This window comes from Rhizobium sp. LARHSG275 (genome assembly GCF_052871115.1).
Map to the genome: position 1 here is coordinate 1 of NZ_JBIXJN010000018.1, position 21281 is coordinate 21281.

16 protein-coding genes are annotated in these 21281 nt (G+C 60.6%); 12 read left to right on the plus strand and 4 right to left on the minus strand.

The features are described 5' to 3' along the window. Positions 1-244: 244 nt before the first annotated feature. Together ACIPSK_RS23075 and cysQ are read right to left on the minus strand one after the other, a co-directional pair. Positions 245-970 carry a sugar transferase gene (locus ACIPSK_RS23075; RefSeq protein WP_026154324.1) on the minus strand — a complete coding sequence of 242 codons (726 nt, stop codon included), beginning with the start codon at positions 968-970 and terminating at the stop codon, positions 245-247. Positions 971-1613: 643 nt separating this feature from the next. Next, positions 1614-2411 carry a 3'(2'),5'-bisphosphate nucleotidase CysQ gene (gene cysQ / locus ACIPSK_RS23080; RefSeq protein WP_017965842.1) on the minus strand — a complete coding sequence of 266 codons (798 nt, stop codon included), beginning with the start codon at positions 2409-2411 and terminating at the stop codon, positions 1614-1616. A 540-nt stretch (positions 2412-2951) separates the two neighbouring features. Here cysQ and ACIPSK_RS23085 point away from each other — a divergent pair. From ACIPSK_RS23085 to ACIPSK_RS23115, 7 genes are all read left to right on the plus strand, one after another. Next, a complete protein-coding gene (locus ACIPSK_RS23085) occupies positions 2952-3854 on the plus strand; it encodes a branched-chain amino acid ABC transporter permease (protein ID WP_017965841.1) in 903 nt (300 codons plus the stop codon). A gap of 4 nt (positions 3855-3858) precedes the next feature. After that, positions 3859-5250 (plus strand): high-affinity branched-chain amino acid ABC transporter permease LivM, encoded by a 1392-nt coding sequence (gene livM / locus ACIPSK_RS23090; RefSeq protein WP_017965840.1) that lies wholly within the window; start codon positions 3859-3861, stop codon positions 5248-5250. Continuing rightward, positions 5250-6125 (plus strand): ABC transporter ATP-binding protein, encoded by an 876-nt coding sequence (locus ACIPSK_RS23095; protein WP_020486146.1) that lies wholly within the window; start codon positions 5250-5252, stop codon positions 6123-6125. Before livM ends, ACIPSK_RS23095 begins: the two co-directional genes overlap by 1 nt. Then, positions 6125-6868 (plus strand): ABC transporter ATP-binding protein, encoded by a 744-nt coding sequence (locus tag ACIPSK_RS23100; protein WP_017965838.1) that lies wholly within the window; start codon positions 6125-6127, stop codon positions 6866-6868. Before ACIPSK_RS23095 ends, ACIPSK_RS23100 begins: the two co-directional genes overlap by 1 nt. Positions 6869-6887: 19 nt before the next feature. Continuing rightward, the gene (locus ACIPSK_RS23105; RefSeq protein WP_017965837.1) at positions 6888-7241 is read left to right on the plus strand and encodes a DUF6867 family protein; all 354 of its coding nucleotides are present in this window, start codon (positions 6888-6890) and stop codon (positions 7239-7241) included. Positions 7242-7361: 120 nt separating this feature from the next. Continuing rightward, positions 7362-8483: a branched-chain amino acid ABC transporter substrate-binding protein gene (locus ACIPSK_RS23110; protein ID WP_162117950.1), complete on the plus strand. Its 1122-nt coding sequence runs from the start codon at positions 7362-7364 to the stop codon at positions 8481-8483. 135 nt (positions 8484-8618) lie between these two features. Next, positions 8619-9590, plus strand: coding sequence for a 2-hydroxyacid dehydrogenase (locus tag ACIPSK_RS23115; protein ID WP_162117951.1), 972 nt, complete (start codon positions 8619-8621; stop codon positions 9588-9590). Between the two features lie 134 nt (positions 9591-9724). Here ACIPSK_RS23115 and ACIPSK_RS23120 read toward each other — a convergent pair whose 3' ends face one another. Further along, positions 9725-10645 carry a response regulator transcription factor gene (locus ACIPSK_RS23120; protein ID WP_017965834.1) on the minus strand — a complete coding sequence of 307 codons (921 nt, stop codon included), beginning with the start codon at positions 10643-10645 and terminating at the stop codon, positions 9725-9727. Beyond that, on the minus strand, positions 10638-14024 hold the full coding sequence (locus ACIPSK_RS23125) for a hybrid sensor histidine kinase/response regulator (protein ID WP_162117952.1): 3387 nt from the start codon (positions 14022-14024) through the stop codon (positions 10638-10640). The genes ACIPSK_RS23120 and ACIPSK_RS23125 overlap by 8 nt, the downstream gene beginning before the upstream one ends. A 179-nt stretch (positions 14025-14203) precedes the next feature. Here ACIPSK_RS23125 and ACIPSK_RS23130 point away from each other — a divergent pair, with 179 nt between their 5' ends. The 5 genes from ACIPSK_RS23130 (at position 14204) to urtD (ending at position 21281) form a co-directional block, all read left to right on the plus strand. Further along, entirely contained in the window at positions 14204-16108 is a 1905-nt protein-coding gene (locus ACIPSK_RS23130) for an acid phosphatase (RefSeq protein WP_162117953.1), read from the plus strand. Between the two features lie 192 nt (positions 16109-16300). Next, complete coding sequence (gene urtA / locus ACIPSK_RS23135; protein ID WP_017965831.1) at positions 16301-17593, plus strand: urea ABC transporter substrate-binding protein; 1293 nt, start codon at positions 16301-16303, stop codon at positions 17591-17593. Between the two features lie 114 nt (positions 17594-17707). Next, on the plus strand, positions 17708-19360 hold the full coding sequence (gene urtB / locus ACIPSK_RS23140) for an urea ABC transporter permease subunit UrtB (protein ID WP_162117954.1): 1653 nt from the start codon (positions 17708-17710) through the stop codon (positions 19358-19360). Then, on the plus strand, positions 19357-20520 hold the full coding sequence (gene urtC, locus ACIPSK_RS23145; protein WP_222280940.1) for an urea ABC transporter permease subunit UrtC: 1164 nt from the start codon (positions 19357-19359) through the stop codon (positions 20518-20520). The genes urtB and urtC overlap by 4 nt, the downstream gene beginning before the upstream one ends. A 5-nt stretch (positions 20521-20525) precedes the next feature. Next, entirely contained in the window at positions 20526-21281 is a 756-nt protein-coding gene (gene urtD / locus ACIPSK_RS23150) for an urea ABC transporter ATP-binding protein UrtD (RefSeq protein ID WP_020486145.1), read from the plus strand.

Sequence of the window (21281 nt, forward strand, 5' to 3'; positions counted from 1 at the left end):
CTCTTTCACGAAGATCATTGGAATATGGTCGTGTCATGGATACTGGCCTCCTTTCCAGTACCCATCAGGAATCACATATTTGCTGATTCGAGAATCTAGCGATTCCGAGAAGCGATGAACCGCTCTAAAGCGCGTTACATCGCGCTTTAGGTCTTTGTCTCGTGCATGTCGGTTTCCCAAAACCGCTGCACATTTGTGGGCGACATGCATAAGGCAGCCGGCCCCTTCTCACAAAGCTTAAAGCTTAGAAGCCTTTACCGCCGGTCAGCTCCGAAACGACGGTTCCGACAATGATGCGGATGTCCATCCAGATCGAGAAATTCCCGACGTAGTAGAGATCGCTGGCAATGCGGGCGCGCGCCTTGGCCGGACGATCGGTCGGGCCGCGCAGGCCACGCATCTGGGCAAGACCGGTCATGCCTGGACGCATCGCATGGCGCTGATGGTATTCCGGTACGAGCTCTTCGTAGAGCACGCCGCCGGCGCGCATGCCGATTGCGTGGCAACGCGGGCCGACGATCGACATATGGCCCAGCAGCACGTTCAGCAGCTGCGGCAATTCATCGACATTCGTCCGGCGTAGAATGGCACCGATGCGGGTGACGCGCGGGTCGTCCTTGACCGTCTGGGCAATGCCGGAGACGTCGCAAAGGTCGGTGCGCATGGAACGGAACTTGTAGACCTTGATGGCCTTGCAGTTCTTGCCCCAGCGGGTCTGCTTGAAAAGCACTGGTCCCGGGCTGTCAAGCTTGATCAGCAGGGCGACGAACAGAAGGAAAGGGGCGAGGACGAGGAGGGCGCTCAACGACGAAAAAATGTCGAACGCCCTCTTCAGGACGAGATCCACCAACGGCGCCTGCGGCGCATCGCTATGGATAACAGGGGTCTGGATCTTCAGGCTGGGCTGCTGGCGGCGGCTCGGCCGGAAGGACTCTGTCGAAATGCTGTTGTTTAGTTCCGTGATGCTCAAGGATCGTACTCTGTTGTCTTCGAGGGGGCGCGGCGGCAATAGGCGATCAATGGTTAACCCTGTCACCAGGGCTGCACTCAGGTCTTAGTAACCCTACTAAAACGGAAAAATGCGACAATTGTGTAATGGTGTCCAGAGAAATATCGCATCGCAACAAATCTTTCGCACTTGCGTTAAGTTGAGGCAAGCTCATGATATTTCGTTAATAATTGGAATTTTGTCAAAGTTTTTAGGCCTTTGGCAGGGGTTCACCGGGGGTTGGCGACGTGCTGTTTCGACACGTGCGCCGGGTCTCTTAAGCATATTTCTTAACGGAACACGCGGCGAAATTTTTCGGATGAAGATATCGAGCACTGTCGAAGGCGTGCTGAAATGTGACAAAACCAAGGCAGGATTGTTGGCGCGCGGCGTCTTGAAAAGATGCAGGGCAACGGATTCGCCGCCGAATCGCTCAATGAGGGCCGATAACGCGAATCACTTCACAGCTGGAAAGGGAATCGTGGACGCGCTTTAAGGAGGGACGCTTGCTCAGTTGAGGCGCGCACGCCGGAGGCCGGTCGCGGATTGTCGCGACAGGTCTGAGCTCATGGTTACGATGCAGAGAATCGCGCCGCTTGCCGGTCTTCAGCGATCCTGAGGATGGTCACGCCGGTTCGAGGATGCGTTTCCTGCCGCCCCAGGAGATGAAGTTCGGGTTGGCGAAGTCGAAATCGGCCGCCTTTCCCGTCTTGCCGTAGGTCAGCGGCATTCCGTCCAGCGTCACCGTCGAACCGCCGGCGGCGCGCAGCACCGCATCGCCGGCCGCGGTGTCCCATTCCATCGTGCGGGTAAAGCGCGGATAGACGTCGGCCTTTCCCTCGGCCAGCAGGCAGAATTTCAGCGAGGAGCCGATATTGGTGCATTTGAAGATCGCGTGGTCGGCGAGAAAGCTTCCGGTCTCGGGGCTGTTGTGGCGAAGGCTTGCAAGCGCCAGCCTGTCGGCGGGCTGTTCGCGCACAGTGATTGTGCTGCGAGCGCCAACTGCGAAATCGTCCGTGACGACGAGCTTTTCGGCGTGGCCGCGTTCTCCCGAAAAGGCAAGCCCGAGCGCTGGCGCGTAGACAATGCCCGCCACCGGGGCGCCGTTCTCGATATAGGCGATGTTGACGGTGAATTCCTGCCGCCCGTCGACGAACTCGCGCGTGCCGTCGAGAGGGTCGACCAGGAAGAAGCCACGGCCGGCAATGTCGGGCACCTTGCCGGCGGCAACCGATTCTTCCGCCACGACGGGTATTTCGGGATAATCTCTGGCGAGATGAGCGAGGATGATGCGTTCGGCTTCCTCATCGGCGACCGTGACCGGACTTGCATCCGCCTTCATAGCGACGGGGAAGCCTTCGCGCAGGATCGTGATGATGGCCCTGCCGGCTTCGAGCGCCGCCTTTTCAAATGTCCTCAGCATTGTCCTTTTGCCGTTCGCCACGCGGCGAGCACCCATTGTCGCTCGTCCGCAAACCCCCTGTCACAACCAGATACTCGAGTTTATATGGTGTTCCCCGTCGTGCTCCGCATCCCTCAATGCACAGCCAGATGATGCTACCATAAGTTTTCAGCCTTGTCAGACGAAGATCAGGCATCGCTCGTGAAATGACATTCGTCAAAGAGGCTGCCTTGGGGTCTGAATTTGCTCCATCTTCCAATTCTGTGGAATAGCTTACGCGGCAAGTGGAGCAAGAAATCGACGGCGATATCTCCGGATGGTTAATCCAGTGGCAGTTTCTGGCTAAAAATAGGCCCTGCTCTGCCGTTTTTCTGTGGATTTTGGTTCAAAACGCGCCATTTAGGCCTGTTCTGACAAGAATCTGTCGGAGTAAATCCTTTTTGTCTTCACATTTCCAACGAAACCGCTATGCATTCGGCCTATGAGGTTCTCTGAAACGGAGAACTGAAGAACCAAAAAGAGATGCAGCGTGTTTCGCTCGCATCCAGGGGAAAACGACATATGGAGTATTTCGTCCAGCAGCTCTTAAACGGGCTGACGCTCGGATCCATCTATGGCCTTGTGGCTATTGGCTATACGATGGTTTACGGCATTATCGGCATGATCAATTTCGCCCATGGCGACATCTTCATGCTTGGTGGTTTCGCCGCTCTTATCGTCTTCCTCGTCCTCACATCCATCTTCGCAGGTCTCCCGGTGGCAGTTCTGCTGTTGGCGATGCTTGTCGTCGCGATGTTGATGACGAGTTTATGGAATTGGACGATCGAGCGCGTCGCATACCGTCCCCTGCGCGGTTCCTTCCGCCTGGCGCCGCTGATTACCGCGATCGGCATGTCGATCACGCTGTCCAACTTCATCCAGGTGACACAGGGTCCGCGCAACAAGCCGATTCCGCCGATGGTGAGCTCGGTCTACCAGTTCGGCAACATCTCGGTGTCGCTGAAACAGATCATCATCATCGTGATCACGGCGGTGCTGCTGACGATCTTCTGGTACATCGTCAATCGTACCGCACTCGGCCGTGCCCAGCGCGCCACTGAGCAGGATCGCAAGATGGCGGCGCTGCTCGGCGTCAACGTCGACCAGACGATCTCGATCACTTTCGTTATGGGTGCGGCACTCGCAGCCGTCGCCGGCACGATGTACCTGATGTATTATGGCGTCGCCTCGTTTAACGACGGCTTCACGCCTGGTGTGAAGGCCTTCACGGCAGCCGTTCTCGGCGGTATCGGTTCGTTACCCGGCGCCGTCTTCGGCGGCCTACTTATCGGCCTTATCGAGTCGCTGTGGTCGGCATACTTCACCATCGCCTACAAGGACGTCGCGACCTTTGCGATCCTGGCTTTCGTGTTGATCTTCAAGCCGACCGGCATCCTCGGGCGGCCGGAAGTCGAGAAGGTATAACGTCATGGCAAAAATCGAAAATTCTGCAGGCAAGCCCGATGCCGGACTTGTCCGCAAAGGCCTTACCGAAGCTCTTTTCGCCGCAGTCCTGTCGTTCGGCATGTTCGTTCTCTATGTCGGCCTCAAGACCGACCAGAACATCAGCAACGAACTGATCATTGTCCAGCGCTGGGGCCTGCTTGCGATCTTCGTCGCGATCGCCGCCATCGGCCGCTTCGCCACGGTGGTTTTCCTGCGGCCGCATCTCGACAGCCGCAAGCTGGCAAAGGCGAGACACGGCGAACTCGACATCTCAACCGAGAAGAGCTTCTTCCACCGGCATTTCCTGAAGATCGCGCTGATCGCGCTGCTGCTTTATCCTATGGTGGTGGTGGCGATCAAAGGCCCTCAGGGCTCGCTGACATATGTCGACAATTTCGGCATCCAGATCTTGATCTATGTGATGCTGGCCTGGGGGCTGAACATCGTCGTCGGCCTCGCCGGCCTGCTCGACCTCGGCTATGTCGCCTTCTATGCCGTCGGCGCTTATTCCTACGCGCTGCTTTCGACCTATTTCGGCCTGTCCTTCTGGATGCTATTGCCGCTTTCGGGCATGTTCGCGGCACTCTGGGGCGTCATTCTCGGCTTCCCGGTGCTGCGCCTACGCGGCGATTACCTCGCCATCGTGACGCTTGCCTTCGGTGAAATCATTCGTCTCGTCCTCATCAACTGGACTCAAGTGACGAAGGGCACCTTCGGTATCTCGAGCATCCCGAAGGCAACACTCTTCGGCATTCCCTTCGATGCGACGGCCGGCGGCTTTGCCAAGCTCTTTCACCTGCCGATCTCTTCGGCCTATTACAAGATCTTCCTCTTTTACCTGATCCTGGCGCTCTGCATGCTGACGGCCTATGTCACCATCCGCCTGCGCCGCATGCCGATCGGACGCGCCTGGGAAGCCTTGCGCGAAGACGAGATCGCCTGCCGTTCCCTCGGCATCAATACGGTGACGACCAAGCTCACTGCCTTTGCGACGGGCGCGATGTTTGCCGGTTTCGCCGGCTCGTTCTTCGCCGCCCGCCAGGGCTTCGTTTCGCCGGAATCCTTCGTCTTCCTGGAATCGGCCGTCATTCTGGCCATCGTCGTTCTCGGCGGCATGGGCTCGCTGACCGGCATCGCGATCGCCGCCATCGTCATGGTCGGCGGCACCGAGTTGTTGCGCAGCATGGGCTTCCTAAAACTGATCTTCGGACCCGATTTTACGCCCGAACTCTACCGCATGTTGATCTTCGGCCTCGCCATGGTCGTCGTCATGCTGTTCAAGCCGCGCGGCTTCGTCGGCTCGCGTGAGCCGACAGCCTTCCTCAGAGCGCGCAAGGCGATATCCGGAAGCTTCATCAAGGAGGGCCATGGTTGATGAGCCCTGTAAAGAATACGATGTCTGACGACACTCTTCTCAAGGTCGAGCACCTGTCGATGAAGTTCGGCGGCCTGATGGCCATCAACGACTTCTCCTTCGAAGCCAAGCGCGGCGATATCACCGCGCTGATCGGGCCGAACGGCGCCGGCAAGACCACTGTCTTCAACTGCATCACCGGCTTCTACAAGCCGACGATGGGCATGATCACGTTCAACCAGAAGAGCGGCAAGCAATATCTGCTCGAGCGTCTGCCGGACTTTCGCATCACCAGGGAAGCCAAGGTCGCACGCACCTTCCAGAACATCCGGCTGTTCTCCGGCCTGACCGTTCTCGAAAACCTGCTGGTTGCCCAGCACAACAAGCTGATGAAGGCATCGGGTTATACGATCCTCGGCCTTATCGGTGTCGGCCCCTATAGGCGGGAAGCGGCCGCTGCAATCGAGCTCGCCCGTTTTTGGCTCGAGAAGGCCGACCTGATCGACCGCGCCGACGACCCGGCCGGCGACCTGCCCTATGGCGCCCAGCGGCGTCTCGAAATTGCCCGCGCCATGTGTACCGGTCCGGAGCTGCTTTGCCTGGACGAGCCGGCTGCCGGCCTCAACCCACGGGAATCGGCAACGCTCAACGCGCTGCTGAAGAGCATTCGCGCCGAAACAGGAACGTCGATCCTGCTGATCGAGCACGACATGTCGGTGGTCATGGAAATCTCCGACCACGTCGTCGTCCTCGAATATGGTCAGAAGATTTCCGATGGCACGCCGGATCACGTGAAGAACGATCCGAGGGTCATCGCGGCCTATCTTGGCGTCGAGGATGAAGAAGTGGAAGAGGTGATCGCAGCCGTCGAGCAGCTCGAAGGAGGCGCAAACTGATGGGCGATGAAGTAATGACGGGTCAACCGCTCCTTCAGGTGAATAGCGTCGAAACCTATTACGGCAATATCCGGGCGCTGGCCGGCGTCGATGTCCACGTCAACAAGGGCGAGATCGTTAGCCTGATCGGCGCCAATGGCGCCGGCAAGTCGACACTGATGATGACGATCTGCGGCAGCCCGCAGGCCCGCATCGGTTCGGTGGTCTTCGAGGGCCGCGACATCACCCGCATGCCGACGCATGAAATCGCCCGTCTACGCATTGCACAGTCGCCGGAAGGCCGCCGCATCTTCCCGCGCATGACGGTTCTGGAAAATCTTCAGATGGGCGCCGGCCTCGACAATCTGAAACACTTCGCCGAAGACGTCGAGAAGATCTTTACGCTCTTCCCGCGGCTTAAGGAACGTCACGCCCAGCGGGGCGGAACACTTTCGGGTGGTGAGCAACAGATGCTGTCGATCGGCCGCGCGCTGATGGCGCGCCCGAAGCTGCTGCTTCTCGATGAACCCTCGCTCGGTCTTGCGCCGCTGATCGTCAAGGGCATCTTCGAGGCGATCAAGAAGCTCAACGAGGCGGAGGGGCTGACCGTTTTCCTCGTCGAGCAGAACGCGTTCGCCGCCCTCAGGCTTTCTCACCGCGCCTACGTGATGGTGAACGGCAAGGTGACGATGAGCGGCTCCGGCAAGGAGCTTCTTGCCAATCCCGAGGTTCGCGCCGCCTATCTCGAAGGCGGAAGACACTAGGTCGAAAGGAGAGTTTGACATGCAGGGACTTTTCTTCGAAGCGGATGCCGGCTCCCTTGTGGCGATCCGTGTCATCGTCTTGCTCTTAGGCTTCTGGACGGCATGGCGCGCCGGCAAAGCGGTTGCCGAAGGCTGGGCCGACTATCCGTTGGTCATCGTCTATACATTCCTGCTCGCCTGGGCGATGCAGTTCCTGCATCATGCCCTGTTCAATGGCCCGATGCTCAGCGCCTTCTACTATATCCTCGACTTCGTGACGCTGCTGGTGTTCTCTACGGCCGGCTTCCGCTACCGCCGCACCAATCAGATGGTTAACAACTATTACTGGCTGTACGAAAAAACTTCCGCGTTTTCGTGGAAGGACAAACATTGACAGTCCGTTGAAACTAGGCATGAATCGCCTTCCGAGTGGAACAGCTTTCCTGGCGCAGTCAATGGTGGGTAGTGCGCTGGGCCTTGGACCGGAACCCGCCCAAAAATTGGGAGTAATAATATGAAAAAGTCTCTTCTGTCGGCAGTGGCTCTGACGGCGATGCTCGCCTTCAGCGGCAACGCGTGGGCCGACGTTCTCATCGCTGTCGCTGGTCCGCTGACTGGCCCGAACGCTGCGTTCGGCGCTCAGCTCCAGAAGGGTGCGGAGCAGGCGGTCGCCGACATCAACGCGGCTGGCGGCATCAACGGCGAACAGATCAAGATCGAACTCGGCGACGACGTCTCCGACCCGAAGCAGGGCATCTCGGTCGCCAACAAGTTCGCTGCTGACGGCGTCAAGTTCGTCATCGGCCACTTCAACTCGGGCGTTTCGATCCCGGCTTCGGAAGTCTATGCCGAAAACGGCATCCTCGAAATCACCCCGGCCGCGACGAACCCGACCTTCACCGAACGGGGCCTCTGGAACACGTTCCGCACCTGCGGCCGTGACGACCAGCAGGGTGCCATCGCCGGCAAGTATCTTGCCGATCACTTCAAGGACGCCAAGATCGCTGTCGTTCACGACAAGACCCCCTACGGTCAGGGCCTTGCCGACGAAACCAAGAAGGCTATGAACGCCGCCGGCGTCACGGAAGTCATTTATGAAGGCATCAACGTCGGCGACAAGGACTTCTCGGCCCTCATCGCCAAGATGAAGGAAGCCGGCGTCTCGATCATCTATTGGGGTGGTCTGCACACCGAAGCTGGTCTCATCATCCGCCAGGCGGCTGACCAGGGTCTGAAGGCGACGCTGGTTTCGGGCGACGGTATCGTTTCGAACGAACTGGCCTCGATTGCTGGTGACGCCGTCGCCGGTACGCTGAACACCTTCGGCCCCGATCCGACGGCGAACCCTGCGAACAAGGAACTCGTCGAAAAGTTCAAGGCCGCTGGTTTCAATCCGGAAGCCTACACGCTCTACTCCTACGCTGCGATGCAGACGATCGCCGGGGCCGCCAAGGCTGCCGGTTCGCTGGATCCTGAGGCCGTTGCCAAGGCCATGAAGGAAAAGGGCCCGTTCCCGACCGTTCTCGGCGACATTTCGTTCGACGAAAAGGGCGACCCGAAGATCCCTGGCTACATCATGTACGAATGGAAGAAGGGTCCGGACGGCAAGTACAGCTACTTCCCGCAGGGCATGTAAGCCTCGCTCCCCTTTATGGGATAAAATTATCGAAGCCCGGTTCCGGCCGGGCTTCTTTCTTTTTGCGGACGTTTCAATTTTCGACTGGCTGGTCTAACTCTTGGCATCGTTTTGAAGCATTGAGCGGAACTGTCCATGTCCAAACCCCGCATTCTCGTCACCCGGCGCTGGCCAGCCACGGTGGAAACTGTCCTTGCCGAACGTTTCGATGCGACGTTCAATCGTGACGATATTCCGCTCGGCGAAAACGAGCTGCGGCTGGCGCTCTCGACCTATGATGCCGTATTGCCGACGGTTTCCGACCGGTTGCCGGCCGCCGTCTTCGACGGCGCCCCTGTCGTCACCAAGATCCTCGGCAATTTCGGCGTCGGCTACAATCACATCGATATATCAGCTGCCAGGGAGAGAGGCATTGCGGTCACGAACACGCCGGGCGTGCTGACCGACTGCACGGCCGATATCGCCATGCTGCTGCTGCTCTCCATTGCCCGGCGCGGCGGCGAGGGCGAGAGGCAGGTACGCACTGGTGAATGGAAGGGCTGGTGCCCGACGCATATGGTCGGCACCAAGGTGACCGGGAAGACGGTCGGCATCATCGGTTTCGGTCGGATCGGCAAGGCCTTCGCGCAACGCTGCCATTTCGGATTCGGCATGGATGTGGTGTTCTTCAACCGTTCGCCGATCGATCCGGCGGAGGCGGCGCGTTGCGGCGCGCGGCAGCTGCCGACGATCGAGGCCGTGCTGGCGGTGGCCGATTTCGTCTCGCTGCATTGCCCTGGTGGAGCAGAGAACCGACACCTGATGAATGCGGCACGGCTTGCGGCGATGAAGCCGGGCGCCTTTCTCATCAATACGGCGCGTGGCGACGTGGTGGATGAGGCGGCGCTGATTGCAGCCCTCAAGGCGGGCAAGATCCGCGGCGCCGGGCTTGACGTCTACGAGGCGGAACCTGATGTGCCGGAGGCACTGCGGCGGATGGAGAACGTCGTGGTACTGCCGCATCTCGGCAGTGCCACGGAAGAGACGCGGACCGCCATGGGCATGAAGGTGGTCGACAACGTGACGGCGTTTTTCGAGGGCAGGGATGCGCCGAATCGGGTGGTTTAGCGCCTAGAGCATGATGCCGAAAAGCATGAGCGGTTTTCGGACGACATCATGCCCTCACTATTTAATTTAGAACAGGATTCAGATTTTAGGCCGAACTGGCCTAAGATCATCCTGTTCCAGCCTCCAACACCATCTCACATCTCGTACAGCACATGCGTGGCTTTCACGGCGGCCGAGGCCCGGTTCTCGACGCCGAGCTTCACGTAAATCTGTTCGAGGTGCTTGTTTACCGTCCGCGCCGACAGTCCCAATATTTCGCCGATGTCGCGGTTGGCTTTGCCCTTGGCGATCCAGAGCAGCACTTCGGATTCGCGCTGGGTGAGCGAGAAGCGCTGACGCAGCACCTCGTCGTCGCTGCGCTGATTGGCGGCGGTGAGGCGGAAGAGATATTCGTCAGGGCCGATTGCGCCCAGGAAGGCGAGCTGCAGCGCTGCCTGGCCAGCATGGGCGATCGAGATGATGCCGTCGCGCACGGCCGCGACCCGGTCGCGCATCCAGCCAGCGATATGGCGTACGACGATTTCCATGCCGTCGTCGCTGCCCATCGCGGCATTGACCAGCCGTGTCGCCTGCGGCGTTGACCAGTGGATGGCGCCGTCGCCCTTGACTGCCAGCAGATGGCGGCCGGCTGCGTCCAGCGCAATGCGGGCGCTTTGGGCCGAGCGAGCGTTGCGCAAATGGACACGGATGCGGGCGCGCAGTTCGTCGATGTTGATCGGCTTGCTGAGATAATCGACGCCGCCGGATTCCAGCGCGTGCACAACATGCTCAGTCTCGGTCAGGCCCGTCATGAAGATGACAGGTACCTGCGCCGCCGCAGCGTTCGCCTTCAGCCGACGGCAGGTCTCGAAGCCGTCCATGCTCGGCATCACCGCGTCCAGCAGGATGAGATCGGGCGTGATGCGCTCGACGATACCAAGCGCCGCCGTGCCCGACGTGGCGATCAGCACGGAGAAGCCGGATTGTTCGAGTGCGTCGGTCAAGAAGCCGAGTGCTTCGGCCGAGTCGTCGACGAGCAGAACGATGTCACGGGGGAGGGAGGCCGGCTCAGCCAATGGATTCCACCTTTTCGTCGAAGTCGTGCAGGAAGGTCATGAAGCCGGCGAGATCGAAGGCGGCGACATAGGTGCGAAGTTCATCGGTGAATGGCTGATTTGCCTCCACCCTGGCAAGGTCCGAAAGCTTGGCTTCGATGCCTCTGATATAGCCGATCTCGCCGAGCCGCAGCAGTTCCTGCACATGGGCAGCACCGGGGCTCAGTATCGGCGCTTCGATCTTAACGGGAACGGCTGGCGCGGCATCGGCATAGATCCACTTCAGGCCAAGATGCAGGGCGAGCTTATCACGGAGTTGGCGGATATCGACCGGCTTGCCGATGGCATCATTGTGGCTGTCGTCGCTGTCGCTGAGAACAGCCGCGTCACCGATATTGGCCGAGAGCATCAGCACTGGCGCCGTCTGGCCGGCCTCACGCAGACGCGAGACGAGCTGCCAGCCGTTCATGCCGGGCATCAGGATATCGACAAGGAAGAGGTCCGGCATAATGCCCTCGATCAGCGTCAGGCATTCGCCGCCGCCCGCTGCCGTCAGCACGATGAAATCGAGCGGCGCCAGGATTTCGCGCATCATCTCGCGATGGTCCTCGTTATCGTCGACGACGACGACCGTCCGACGCGGGCCGTCATAGCTGACAATGCGCTTTTCCTGCGGTGCGGCGGCCACGGCGCGCATGACGGCGGACAACATCAGGCGGACGCGGAAGCTCGAGCCTTCGTCCTTCACGCTCGAAACCGAGATCTCGCCACCCAGCGTGTTGGTCAGAAGCCGGGTGATCGTGAGGCCGAGGCCGAGCCCCGGCATTGGCCGCACGCTTTCGGCCTCGCCACGCTGGAAAGGCTCGTAGATGCGGGTCAGGTCTTTCTCACTGATGCCGCGCCCGGTATCGGCGACGGTGAAAGTCGCGACCTGGCTGCGATAGCCGACATCGAAGGTGACGCTACCCTCGTCGGTGAACTTGATGGCGTTGGAGAGCAGGTTGACGAGGATCTGGCGCAGCCGTTTCTCATCGGTGCGAACGAATTGCGGCAAGGCCGGCGGGCGTTCATGGATGAAGACGAGCCCCTTCGCCTGGGCCTGCGGGCGGAACATATCGACGATCTGGTCGAGGAAATCCTGGATGTTGATCTCGTTCGAATAGACCTGCAGGCGGCCGGCCTCGATCTTCGAGATATCGAGCAGGCCGTCGATCAGGCCGGAGAGATGTTCGGCGCTGCGGCGGATGACCTTGATCGAAGATTGGCGCGGCGTCGGGATCGTTTCGTCGCGCTCGAGGATCTGGGCGTAGCCGAGCACGGCGTTCAACGGTGTGCGCAACTCGTGGCTCAAGCCGACGACATAGCGGCTCTTGGCCCGGTTGGCGGCCTCGGCGGTTTCCTTGGCGTTCTGCAAGGCGGCGTCGGTTTTCTTGTGGGCGGCGATTTCCTTGAGCAGCAGCGTGTTCTGGCGCGAGGATTCCTCCTCGGCGACGACGCGGCTGTCATGGGCAAGCACATAGAACCAGCAGACGACGCCTGATATCACCGAGAAGACGAAGAAGACGATGAGGATGGTGCGGTTGACGACCTCGGCCGTTTCAGGCGAGGCGGCGGCGACCTGATGGGCGATCATTGCCAGGATGGCGCCGATGGCGGTCAATGCCAGCACGACGGCGGTGCCGTAGCGGCCGAGGCGAGTCGTCAGCTTCTCGATGATGGTCTGAGGCAGCAGCACCTTGGCGACGGTGCCGACTTGGGCGTTGAAACGGGCGGCCGGCTTGCACATGTCGTGGCAGCGGCTGTCGAGCGAACAGCAGAGCGAGCAGATCGGCGCGGCATAGGCCGGACACCAGGCCATGTCCTCCGGTTCGAAGGGATGTTCGCAGACCGAGCAGGTGATGCTCGTCAGGTTCTTCCAGCTGTGGCGTGGCTTGCGGGCGAGATAGAACTTGCCTTTGGTCGCCCAGGCGATGACAGGCGAGGCGATCAATGCGACGACGAGGGTGATATAGGGCGCGAGCGAGGCGGCAATATCGCCGAAGGCGCCGAAATGAGCGATCAGCGATACGGCCGCCGACAAAGTCATGGCGCCGAGGCCGACGGGGTTGATGTCGTAGAGATGGGCGCGCTTGAACTCGATGCCGGGGGGAGCAAGGCCCAGCGGCTTGTTGATGAAGAGATCGGCGGAGATCGTGCAGAGCCAGGCCATCGCAATGATCGAGAAGATGCCGAGTGTTTCCTCCAGCAGCCGGTAGATGCCGAGTTCCATCAGAAGCAGGGCGATTGCGACGTTGAACACCAGCCAGATGACGCGGCCGGGATGGCTGTGGGTTAGCCGCGAGAAGAAGTTGGACCAGGCGAGCGAGCCGGCATAGGCGTTCATCACGTTGATCTTCAGCTGCGAGACGACGACGAAGGCGGCCATCAACAGCAGCGCGGCATTGTGCCAGGGGACCATGTAGCCGAAGGCGGTCAGATACATTTGCGCCGGGTCGGCGGCGCGATCGAGGGGGACGCCCGAGGTGAAGGTCAGCACGACCAGAAATGAACCGGCAAGCAGCTTCGGCGCGCCGATGATGACCCAGCCGGGCCCGGCGAGAAAGATCGCCAGGCGGTGGCGCCACTTGCGCTGCGGGTCCGGCGGCAGGAAGCGCAGGAAGTCGGCCTGTTCGCCGATCTGCGACATCAGCGCCAGGATGACGGCGGAGGCAGCGCCGAATTCCACCAGATCGAATTCGGCGATGGTGCCGGGCGGGCCGGAGGCATGGCGGATGCCGGCGAAGGCGCGCCAGAGATCGAATTTTTCCCAGTCCAACAAGGCGATGAAGATCAAGGGAAGGATATTCAGCACGATCCAAAAGGGCTGGGTCATCAGCTGGAACTTGCTGATCAGCCGCACGCCGTGCGTCACCAGCGGGATTACCATGACGGCGCTGATGATGTAGCCGATCCAGAGCGGGATGCCGAGGGTGAGCTCCAGCGCGCCGGACATGATCGATGCCTCGATCGCAAACAGCATGAAGGTGAAGCTCGCATAGATCAGCGAGGTGATGGTCGAGCCGATATAGCCGAAGCCCGCGCCACGCGTCAGAAGATCGATGTCGACGCCGTGGCGGATGGCGTAGCGGCTGATCGGCAGGCCGATCGCCAGCATGGCGACCGAGGCGACGATAATGGCGTAAAAGGCGTTGGTCGTGCCGTAGGAAAGAGTGATCGCGCCGCCGATCGCCTCCAGCGCCAGAAAGGAGATCGCGCCGATCGCCGTCTGCGAGATCCGCTGCGAGGAGAAATGGCGAGCGCTCTTTGCGGTGAAGCGCAACGCGTAATCTTCCAGCGTCTGGTTGGCGACCCAGCGATTGTATTCGCGTCTCACCGGAATGATGCGTTGGCGCGCTGCCATGTCTTCCTTTCCGGCATTCCGGTTGGGCTCATCGTCTCTCCGGCAGTTTTGGCGGGATGGTTGGGAAAGGCAAGAGGCGGGCACCGACAGGTTCACAGAATGGCAATATTTTTGCAATTGATCTGTCACATGAGAGCTCTAACTCTCCCGGCGTTCGTTCAATCATTTCGGGTATCACCATGTCTGTTTTAAGCCTTTGCCGCCTGAGCACCGCCCTCGTCTGCCTTCTTTCCATCGTGCCATCGCTTGCCAGCGCCGAGCAGGCGACGGCGGCGAAAGCGCCTTATGCGCAGGCCGGAAACACCAACAAACGTGGTGACGCCTGCTTCTCGACGGTGGACACCAACGCCGCCGTTCATCTTCTCTCCGGCTTCCTCGAAATCTGGACCCCGCGCACGCCTTTCGTCGATGCGGGTGTCGAGGCCCCGGCCAAGCATAATTGCCCGGCGGTCGCCAAGACGGATTGGGACGGCATTCCTTCCAGCAAGACCGACGGCCATATCGTCAACCAGGCCGTCCATGACGCCAACATCGCCTATGTCGTCAAAGCGACGCGGGCGCGGACGGCCGATCAGGCCGTCGCCGCCTATCTCGACGATCGGCGCGGCAAGAATGCCAGCATCGTCGATGGCCTCGGTCCGCTGACGGATGCCTGGAAGGCCGGCTCGAAGCAGACCACCACGATCACCGAGGTGGCAGCCGATGCGACGACGGTCAAATATGATGACAAGGGCAACAATCGCGGCGCCGGCAGCAAGCCGGATGCGGAAAACAAGACCGACGCTAACCCCGATATGGGACTTGCGATCGACTTCATCAACGCCGCCAGCGGTGACGGCTCGACGGAGCCGGCCAAACGCTATTTCAAATATGCCCGCCCCTACCGCTGGAGCCAGGACGTATCGGTCGTCCCAACGCTGGAGCCGGCCAAGGGTGGCAAGCCGGCCGAGGACGGCGGTTTCCCGAGCGGGCATACGGCGGAAGCCTGGCGGGATGCACTGGCCATGGCCTATCTCGTGCCGCAGCGCTTTCAGGAAATGATCACGGGTGCCAGCGAGCTGGGCGAAGACCGCATCCTCGCCGGCATGCATTCTCCTCTCGACGTGATGGGCGGCCGGATGCTTGGCACGGCCACGGTCGTCTACAATCTGAACAAGGCCGACAATGCCGCGCTGAAGAGCGATGCCTACGCCCAAGCGCAGTCATGGCTCGTCGCCAAATCAGGCGTTGCGGATGCGGGTGCACTCGAGGTTGCGGCCCATGCAGCACCGTTGGCCGCAGACCGTTTCGCCGATCATGACGCCAATCGCGCCTACGTGCTGCAGCGCTTGAGCTACGGCCTGCCGACGATCCATGCGACCGATCAGCCGGCGCGCGTGCCGCAGGGCGCCGAAGCGCTTCTCGAAACGCGTCTGCCCTATCTGGGCGGCGAGCAGCGCCGCGCCGTGCTGAAGTCGACGGAGATCGCCTCCGGCTACCCGCTGCTCGACGATGCGGAAGGTTACGGCCGTCTCAACCTCTTTGCGGCGGCCGACGGTTACGGTGCGTTCGAACAGGACGTGACCGTGACGATGGACGCGGCAAAGGGCGGTTTCAATTCGATCGACACCTGGCGGAACGACATCACCGGCAATGGCAGGCTGGTGAAGCGCGGCAGCGGCATTCTCGGGCTGTCGGGCGCCAACAGCTATGCCGGCGGTACCGTGCTGGAAGAGGGCGCACTGGTGGCCCTATCGCCCTCGGCCTTCGGTACAGGCGGCCTGACGGCCGACCGCGGTTCGCTCGTTCTGGCGGCGGAAAAGCCCGTGACCGTCGGCGGCGACTATCAGCAGCTTGCCACGGCCGTGTTGAAGCCGAGGCTCGGCGCGAACGGCGAGGGTACGCTGATCGTCCATGGCAAGGCGGTGCTGGCCGGCGAGCTCGATGTGACGCTTGCCGACGGGTTTGTCCCGACGCCTGGAACCAAGATCGAGATCCTGAAGGCGAGCGCCGTGACTGGCGCCTTCGAAAAGCTGACCGTCGCAGGCCATAGGGCGAGCCTCTCTTACGGTCCGACGTCGATCGTCTTGACGATCGACGGATAATTCCTGCGAGAGGATCGACCGGGCATCTCCCGCTTCGTGGGGATGCCACCTCTTCCGGCCTGCCTGTTTGCCCCCGGCGCCTACGTCAATCGACGTATGTGTTTTCGCGCTGCAGCACCCGATAGTTCTTTAAGCAACAGTTAATCTCCGTTTCCGGTCTGTTGCGGAACAAGAAGAGGGGAGTTCAACCAGATGAATCTCAAATCCACTATTACGGGCGCAGCGCTCGGCGCCATCATGGCGGCGTCGGCTGCCTTCGGCAGTGCAGTTGCCGCCGACGACACGATCAAGGTCGGCATTCTGCACTCGCTCTCCGGCACCATGGCGATCTCCGAGACCACGCTCAAGGATGCCATGCTGATGCTCATCGACGAGCAGAACAAGAAGGGCGGCCTTCTCGGCAAGAAGCTCGAGGCTGTCGTCGTCGACCCGGCTTCCGACTGGCCGCTGTTTGCCGAAAAGGCACGTGAGCTGATCCAGAAGGACAAGGTTGCCGCCGTCTTCGGTTGCTGGACGTCCTCGTCGCGCAAGTCCGTTCTGCCGGTTTTCGAAGAGACCAACTCGATCCTCTTCTACCCGGTCCAGTATGAAGGCGAAGAGTCCTCGCGCAACATCTTCTACACCGGTGCTGCTCCGAACCAGCAGGCCATCCCTGCCGTCGACTACCTGATGGAAAAAGAAGGCGTCAAGCGCTTCGTTCTCGAAGGTACGGACTACGTTTATCCGCGCACGACCAACAAGATTCTCGAGGCATACCTGATTTCGAAGGGTATTCCGAAAGAAGACATCATGACCAACTACACGCCGTTCGGCTTCTCCGACTGGCAAACCGAAGTTTCCAAGATCAAGGAATTCGGTTCGGCCGGCAAGAAGACCGCCGTCGTCTCCACGATCAACGGCGATGCCAACGTTCCGTTCTACAAGGAACTGGGCAACAAGGGCATCAAGGCAACAGACATCCCCGTCGTCGCCTTCTCGGTTGGCGAAGAAGAGCTTGCCGGCCTCGACACCAAGCCGCTCGTCGGCCATCTCGCTGCCTGGAACTACTTCGAGTCGGTCGAAAGCCCTGCCAACAAGAAGTTCATCAAGGACTGGCACGCCTTCACCAAGAACGACAAGCGCGTGACGAACGACCCGATGGAAGCTGCGTATATCGGCTTCAATGCATGGGTTAAGGCCGTCCAGGCTGCCGGCACGACCGATACCGACAAGGTTCTCGACACCATCATCGGCGTCAGCGTTCCGAACCTCTCCGGCGGTTATGCGACGGTCATGCCGAACCACCACATCACCAAGCCGGTGCTGATCGGTGAAATCCAGGCCGACGGCCAGTTCGAAATCGTCCAGCAGACACCTGCCGTCGTCGGCGACGAATGGTCGGACTTCCTCCCTGACTCCAAGGACCTGATCTCCGATTGGCGCAAGCCGATGTCCTGCGGCAACTTCAACGTCGCTACCGGCAAGTGCGGTGGCAAGGGCTCCTGAGTACGACCGCGATCCGATGATTGCATGAAGGCTTCCGTCCGGTTTGATCCCGGGCGGAAGCTCCGTCCCAGCGATTGCGCCGCGAGGCCAACACTATCAAGGGCGAGAAAGCCGATGTATCGCGCCATAAAGATTTTCCTCATCACGATTTGCCTGACATTTTCGGGCCTCGTATTTTCAGGCTTTGCTTTTTCGGGCGTGATAATCTCGAGCGAAGTCCAGGCCCAGGACGATATCCACGTGCTTGTCGACGCGCTCGGCGTCGGCGATTTCCCGGAACGGGAAGCGGCCATCAAAGCGCTGGTCGCATCCAAGGACCAGCATGTCAGCCAGATCCTGCAGCAGTTGAGCGACGGCCTTCTCTACGTCAATTCCGATGGCGGCCCGGTTCTCCTCCAGGGCGGTACCGATGACGAACCGACCTATTCCGATCCGATCACCGGCGAAGCCGCTGCCGATGTCGATCCGGATCTGATGACGAAGGTCAAGATCAACAACGCGCTTCGCGGCGTCATCGGCGCCGCTACCAGCCAGCTGACGCTGATGAGCCCGGACCGTTCCGCGCGGCTTGCCGCGGCGCAGGGCCTTCTGAAAGATGCCGATCCCGCCAATCTCGACCTGCTGAACTCGGCGCTTGCGGCCGAAAAGGACGCTGAGATCAAGAATACGATGGAAGCGGCGCGCGCAGTGCTGCTGCTCAAGACGGATGCGAGCGTCGAAGACAAGAAGGCTGCGATCGATACGATCGCGGCGCGCGGTAACCGCGATGCACTGACCATCCTCACGACCACTCTCGAAACCGCGCCTGACGACCTGAAGCCGGCGATCCAGGCGGATATCAGCACCATCAATCGCAGCCTGGCGCTGTGGGATGTCGTCCAGAACATCTGGTACGGATTGTCTCTCGGCTCGGTACTGCTGCTTGCCGCGATCGGCCTTGCCATCACTTTCGGCGTCATGGGCGTCATCAACATGGCGCATGGCGAGATGGTGATGATCGGCGCCTACACCACCTATGTGGTGCAGGAGTACATCACCTCCGCCTTTCCTGAACTTGCCGATTATTCGCTGGCCTTTGCCGTGCCTGCGGCCTTCGTCTTTACCGGCTTCGTCGGTCTGGTGATCGAGCGCGCCGTCATCCGCTATCTCTACGGCCGGCCGCTCGAAACGCTGCTCGCCACCTGGGGCGTGTCGCTCATCCTGCAGCAGGCGGTGCGCAGCATCTTCGGCCCGACCAACCGCGAGGTCCGCAATCCGACCTGGATGTCCGGCGTCTTCGATCTCGGCGGGCTCTCCATCACCTGGAACCGACTGTGGATCATCGTCTTTTCGATGGTGGTCTTTGTGGCGCTGCTCCTGCTGCTCAAGCGGTCCGCCTTCGGCCTGCAGATGCGTGCGGTTACGCAGAACCGGCGCATGGCGTCGTCGATGGGCATCCGCACCGGCTGGGTTGATGCCTTCACCTTCGCGCTCGGCTCGGGCATTGCCGGCATCGCCGGCGTGGCGCTCAGTCAGATCGACAATGTCTCGCCGAACCTCGGTCAATCCTACATCATCGACAGCTTCATGGTCGTCGTCTTCGGCGGTGTCGGTAATCTCTGGGGTACGCTGGTCGGTGCACTCTCCCTCGGTGTCGTCAACAAGTTCCTCGAGCCCTTCGCCGGCGCCGTGCTCGGCAAAATTCTGGTGCTCGTCCTCATCATTCTCTTCATCCAGAAGCGTCCCCGCGGGCTCTTCGCACTCAAAGGAAGGGCGGTGGAAGCATGATAACGGCCTTCCTTCTCCGATCACTCGATCGCAAGATCGTCGTTGCCATCGCCCTCCTGCTTCTGGTCGCGGTCCTCGTGCCGGTCCTGAACCTGATGACGGGGCCGGCCAATCCGCTGCACGTGCCGACTTATATCATGTCGCTGTTCGGCAAGTATCTGACCTATGCGCTGCTGGCGCTGGCGCTTGATCTCGTCTGGGGCTTCTGCGGCATCCTCTCCCTCGGCCACGGTGCCTTCTTTGCGCTCGGTGGCTATGCGATGGGCATGTATCTGATGCGCCAGATCGGCACGCGCGGCAGCTACGGAGACCCTGTTCTGCCCGACTTCATGGTGTTCCTGAACTGGAAGGATCTGCCCTGGTTCTGGTACGGCTTCAACCATTTCTGGTTTGCGGCGCTGATGGTGCTCGTTGTGCCCGGCCTGCTCGCCTTCGTCTTCGGCTGGTTTGCCTTCCGCTCACGCGTCAATGGCGTCTATCTCTCGATCATTACCCAGGCGATGACTTACGCGCTGCTGCTGGCCTTCTTCCGCAACGACATGGGCTTCGGCGGCAATAACGGCCTTACCGATTTCAAGGACATTATCGGTTTCAACGTCCAGGCTGACGGCACGCGTGCAGTCCTCTTTGCGGCAACTGCGATCTTCCTGGCTCTGTCGCTGCTGCTTGCCTCGGCGATCGTGCGCTCGAAGTTCGGCAAGGTGCTGGTCGGCCTGCGCGATGCGGAAAGCCGCACGCGCTTCCTCGGCTACCGCGTCGAGCACTTCAAGCTCTTCACCTTCGTCGTCTCGGCGATGATGGCTGGTATTGCCGGTGCGCTCTACGTGCCGCAGGTCGGCATTATCAATCCCGGCGAATTCGCGCCTGCCAATTCGATCGAAGTCGTCATCTGGACGGCGGTGGGCGGGCGGGCGACGCTGATCGGTCCGATCATCGGCGCGATCCTCGTCAACGGCGGCAAGACGATCTTCACCGGCCTCTTCCCGGAGTTCTGGCTGTTTGCGCTGGGCGGTCTCTTCGTCGCCGTCACGCTGTTCCTGCCGAAGGGCGTCGTCGGCACGATTTCGCAATATCTCGGCAAGCGGAAGGTCGTCTCCAAGGCTGCCCCGCCGGCTGTTGAGGAAGACGGTATCGAGCCGAAAATCCAGGCAGCGGAGTGAGCGCCATGATCCCCGACGTCAAACCCACCAGCGTGCTTTATCTCAACGGCGTCTCGGTTTCCTTCGACGGCTTCAAGGCGCTGAATTCGCTGTCGATCGTCATCGAACCCGGTGAACTCAGAGCCATCATCGGCCCGAACGGCGCCGGCAAGACGACGATGATGGATATCATCACCGGCAAGACCAGGCCCGACGAGGGCGAAGTTTTCTTCAACGGCACGATCGATCTCACCAAGAAGGACGAGGCCGATATCGCCCAGCTCGGCATCGGCCGCAAGTTCCAGAAGCCGACGGTCTTCGAGAGCCATACGGTCTGGGACAATCTGGAGCTGGCGTTGAACCGCCGTCGCGGCGTGTTCTCAACGCTGTTCTACCGGCTTTCGGGCGAGGACAAGACGCGCATCGAGGAGATCCTCGAAACGGTGCGGCTGACGCATCGCCGCGACGAATTCGCCGCCAATCTCTCGCACGGGCAGAAACAATGGCTGGAGATCGGCATGCTGCTGGCGCAGGAGCCGAAGCTCCTGCTGGTCGACGAGCCGGTGGCCGGCATGACCGATGCGGAGACGGCGGAAACTGCAATCCTGCTCAAGGATATCGCCAAAACCCGGTCGGTCGTCGTCGTCGAACATGACATGGGCTTCATCCGAGACCTCGGCGTCAAGGTGACCTGCCTTGCTGAAGGCTCGGTGTTGGCGGAAGGCTCGATCGACTTTGTGAGTTCGGATCCGAAGGTCATCGAGAACTATTTGGGGCGGTGA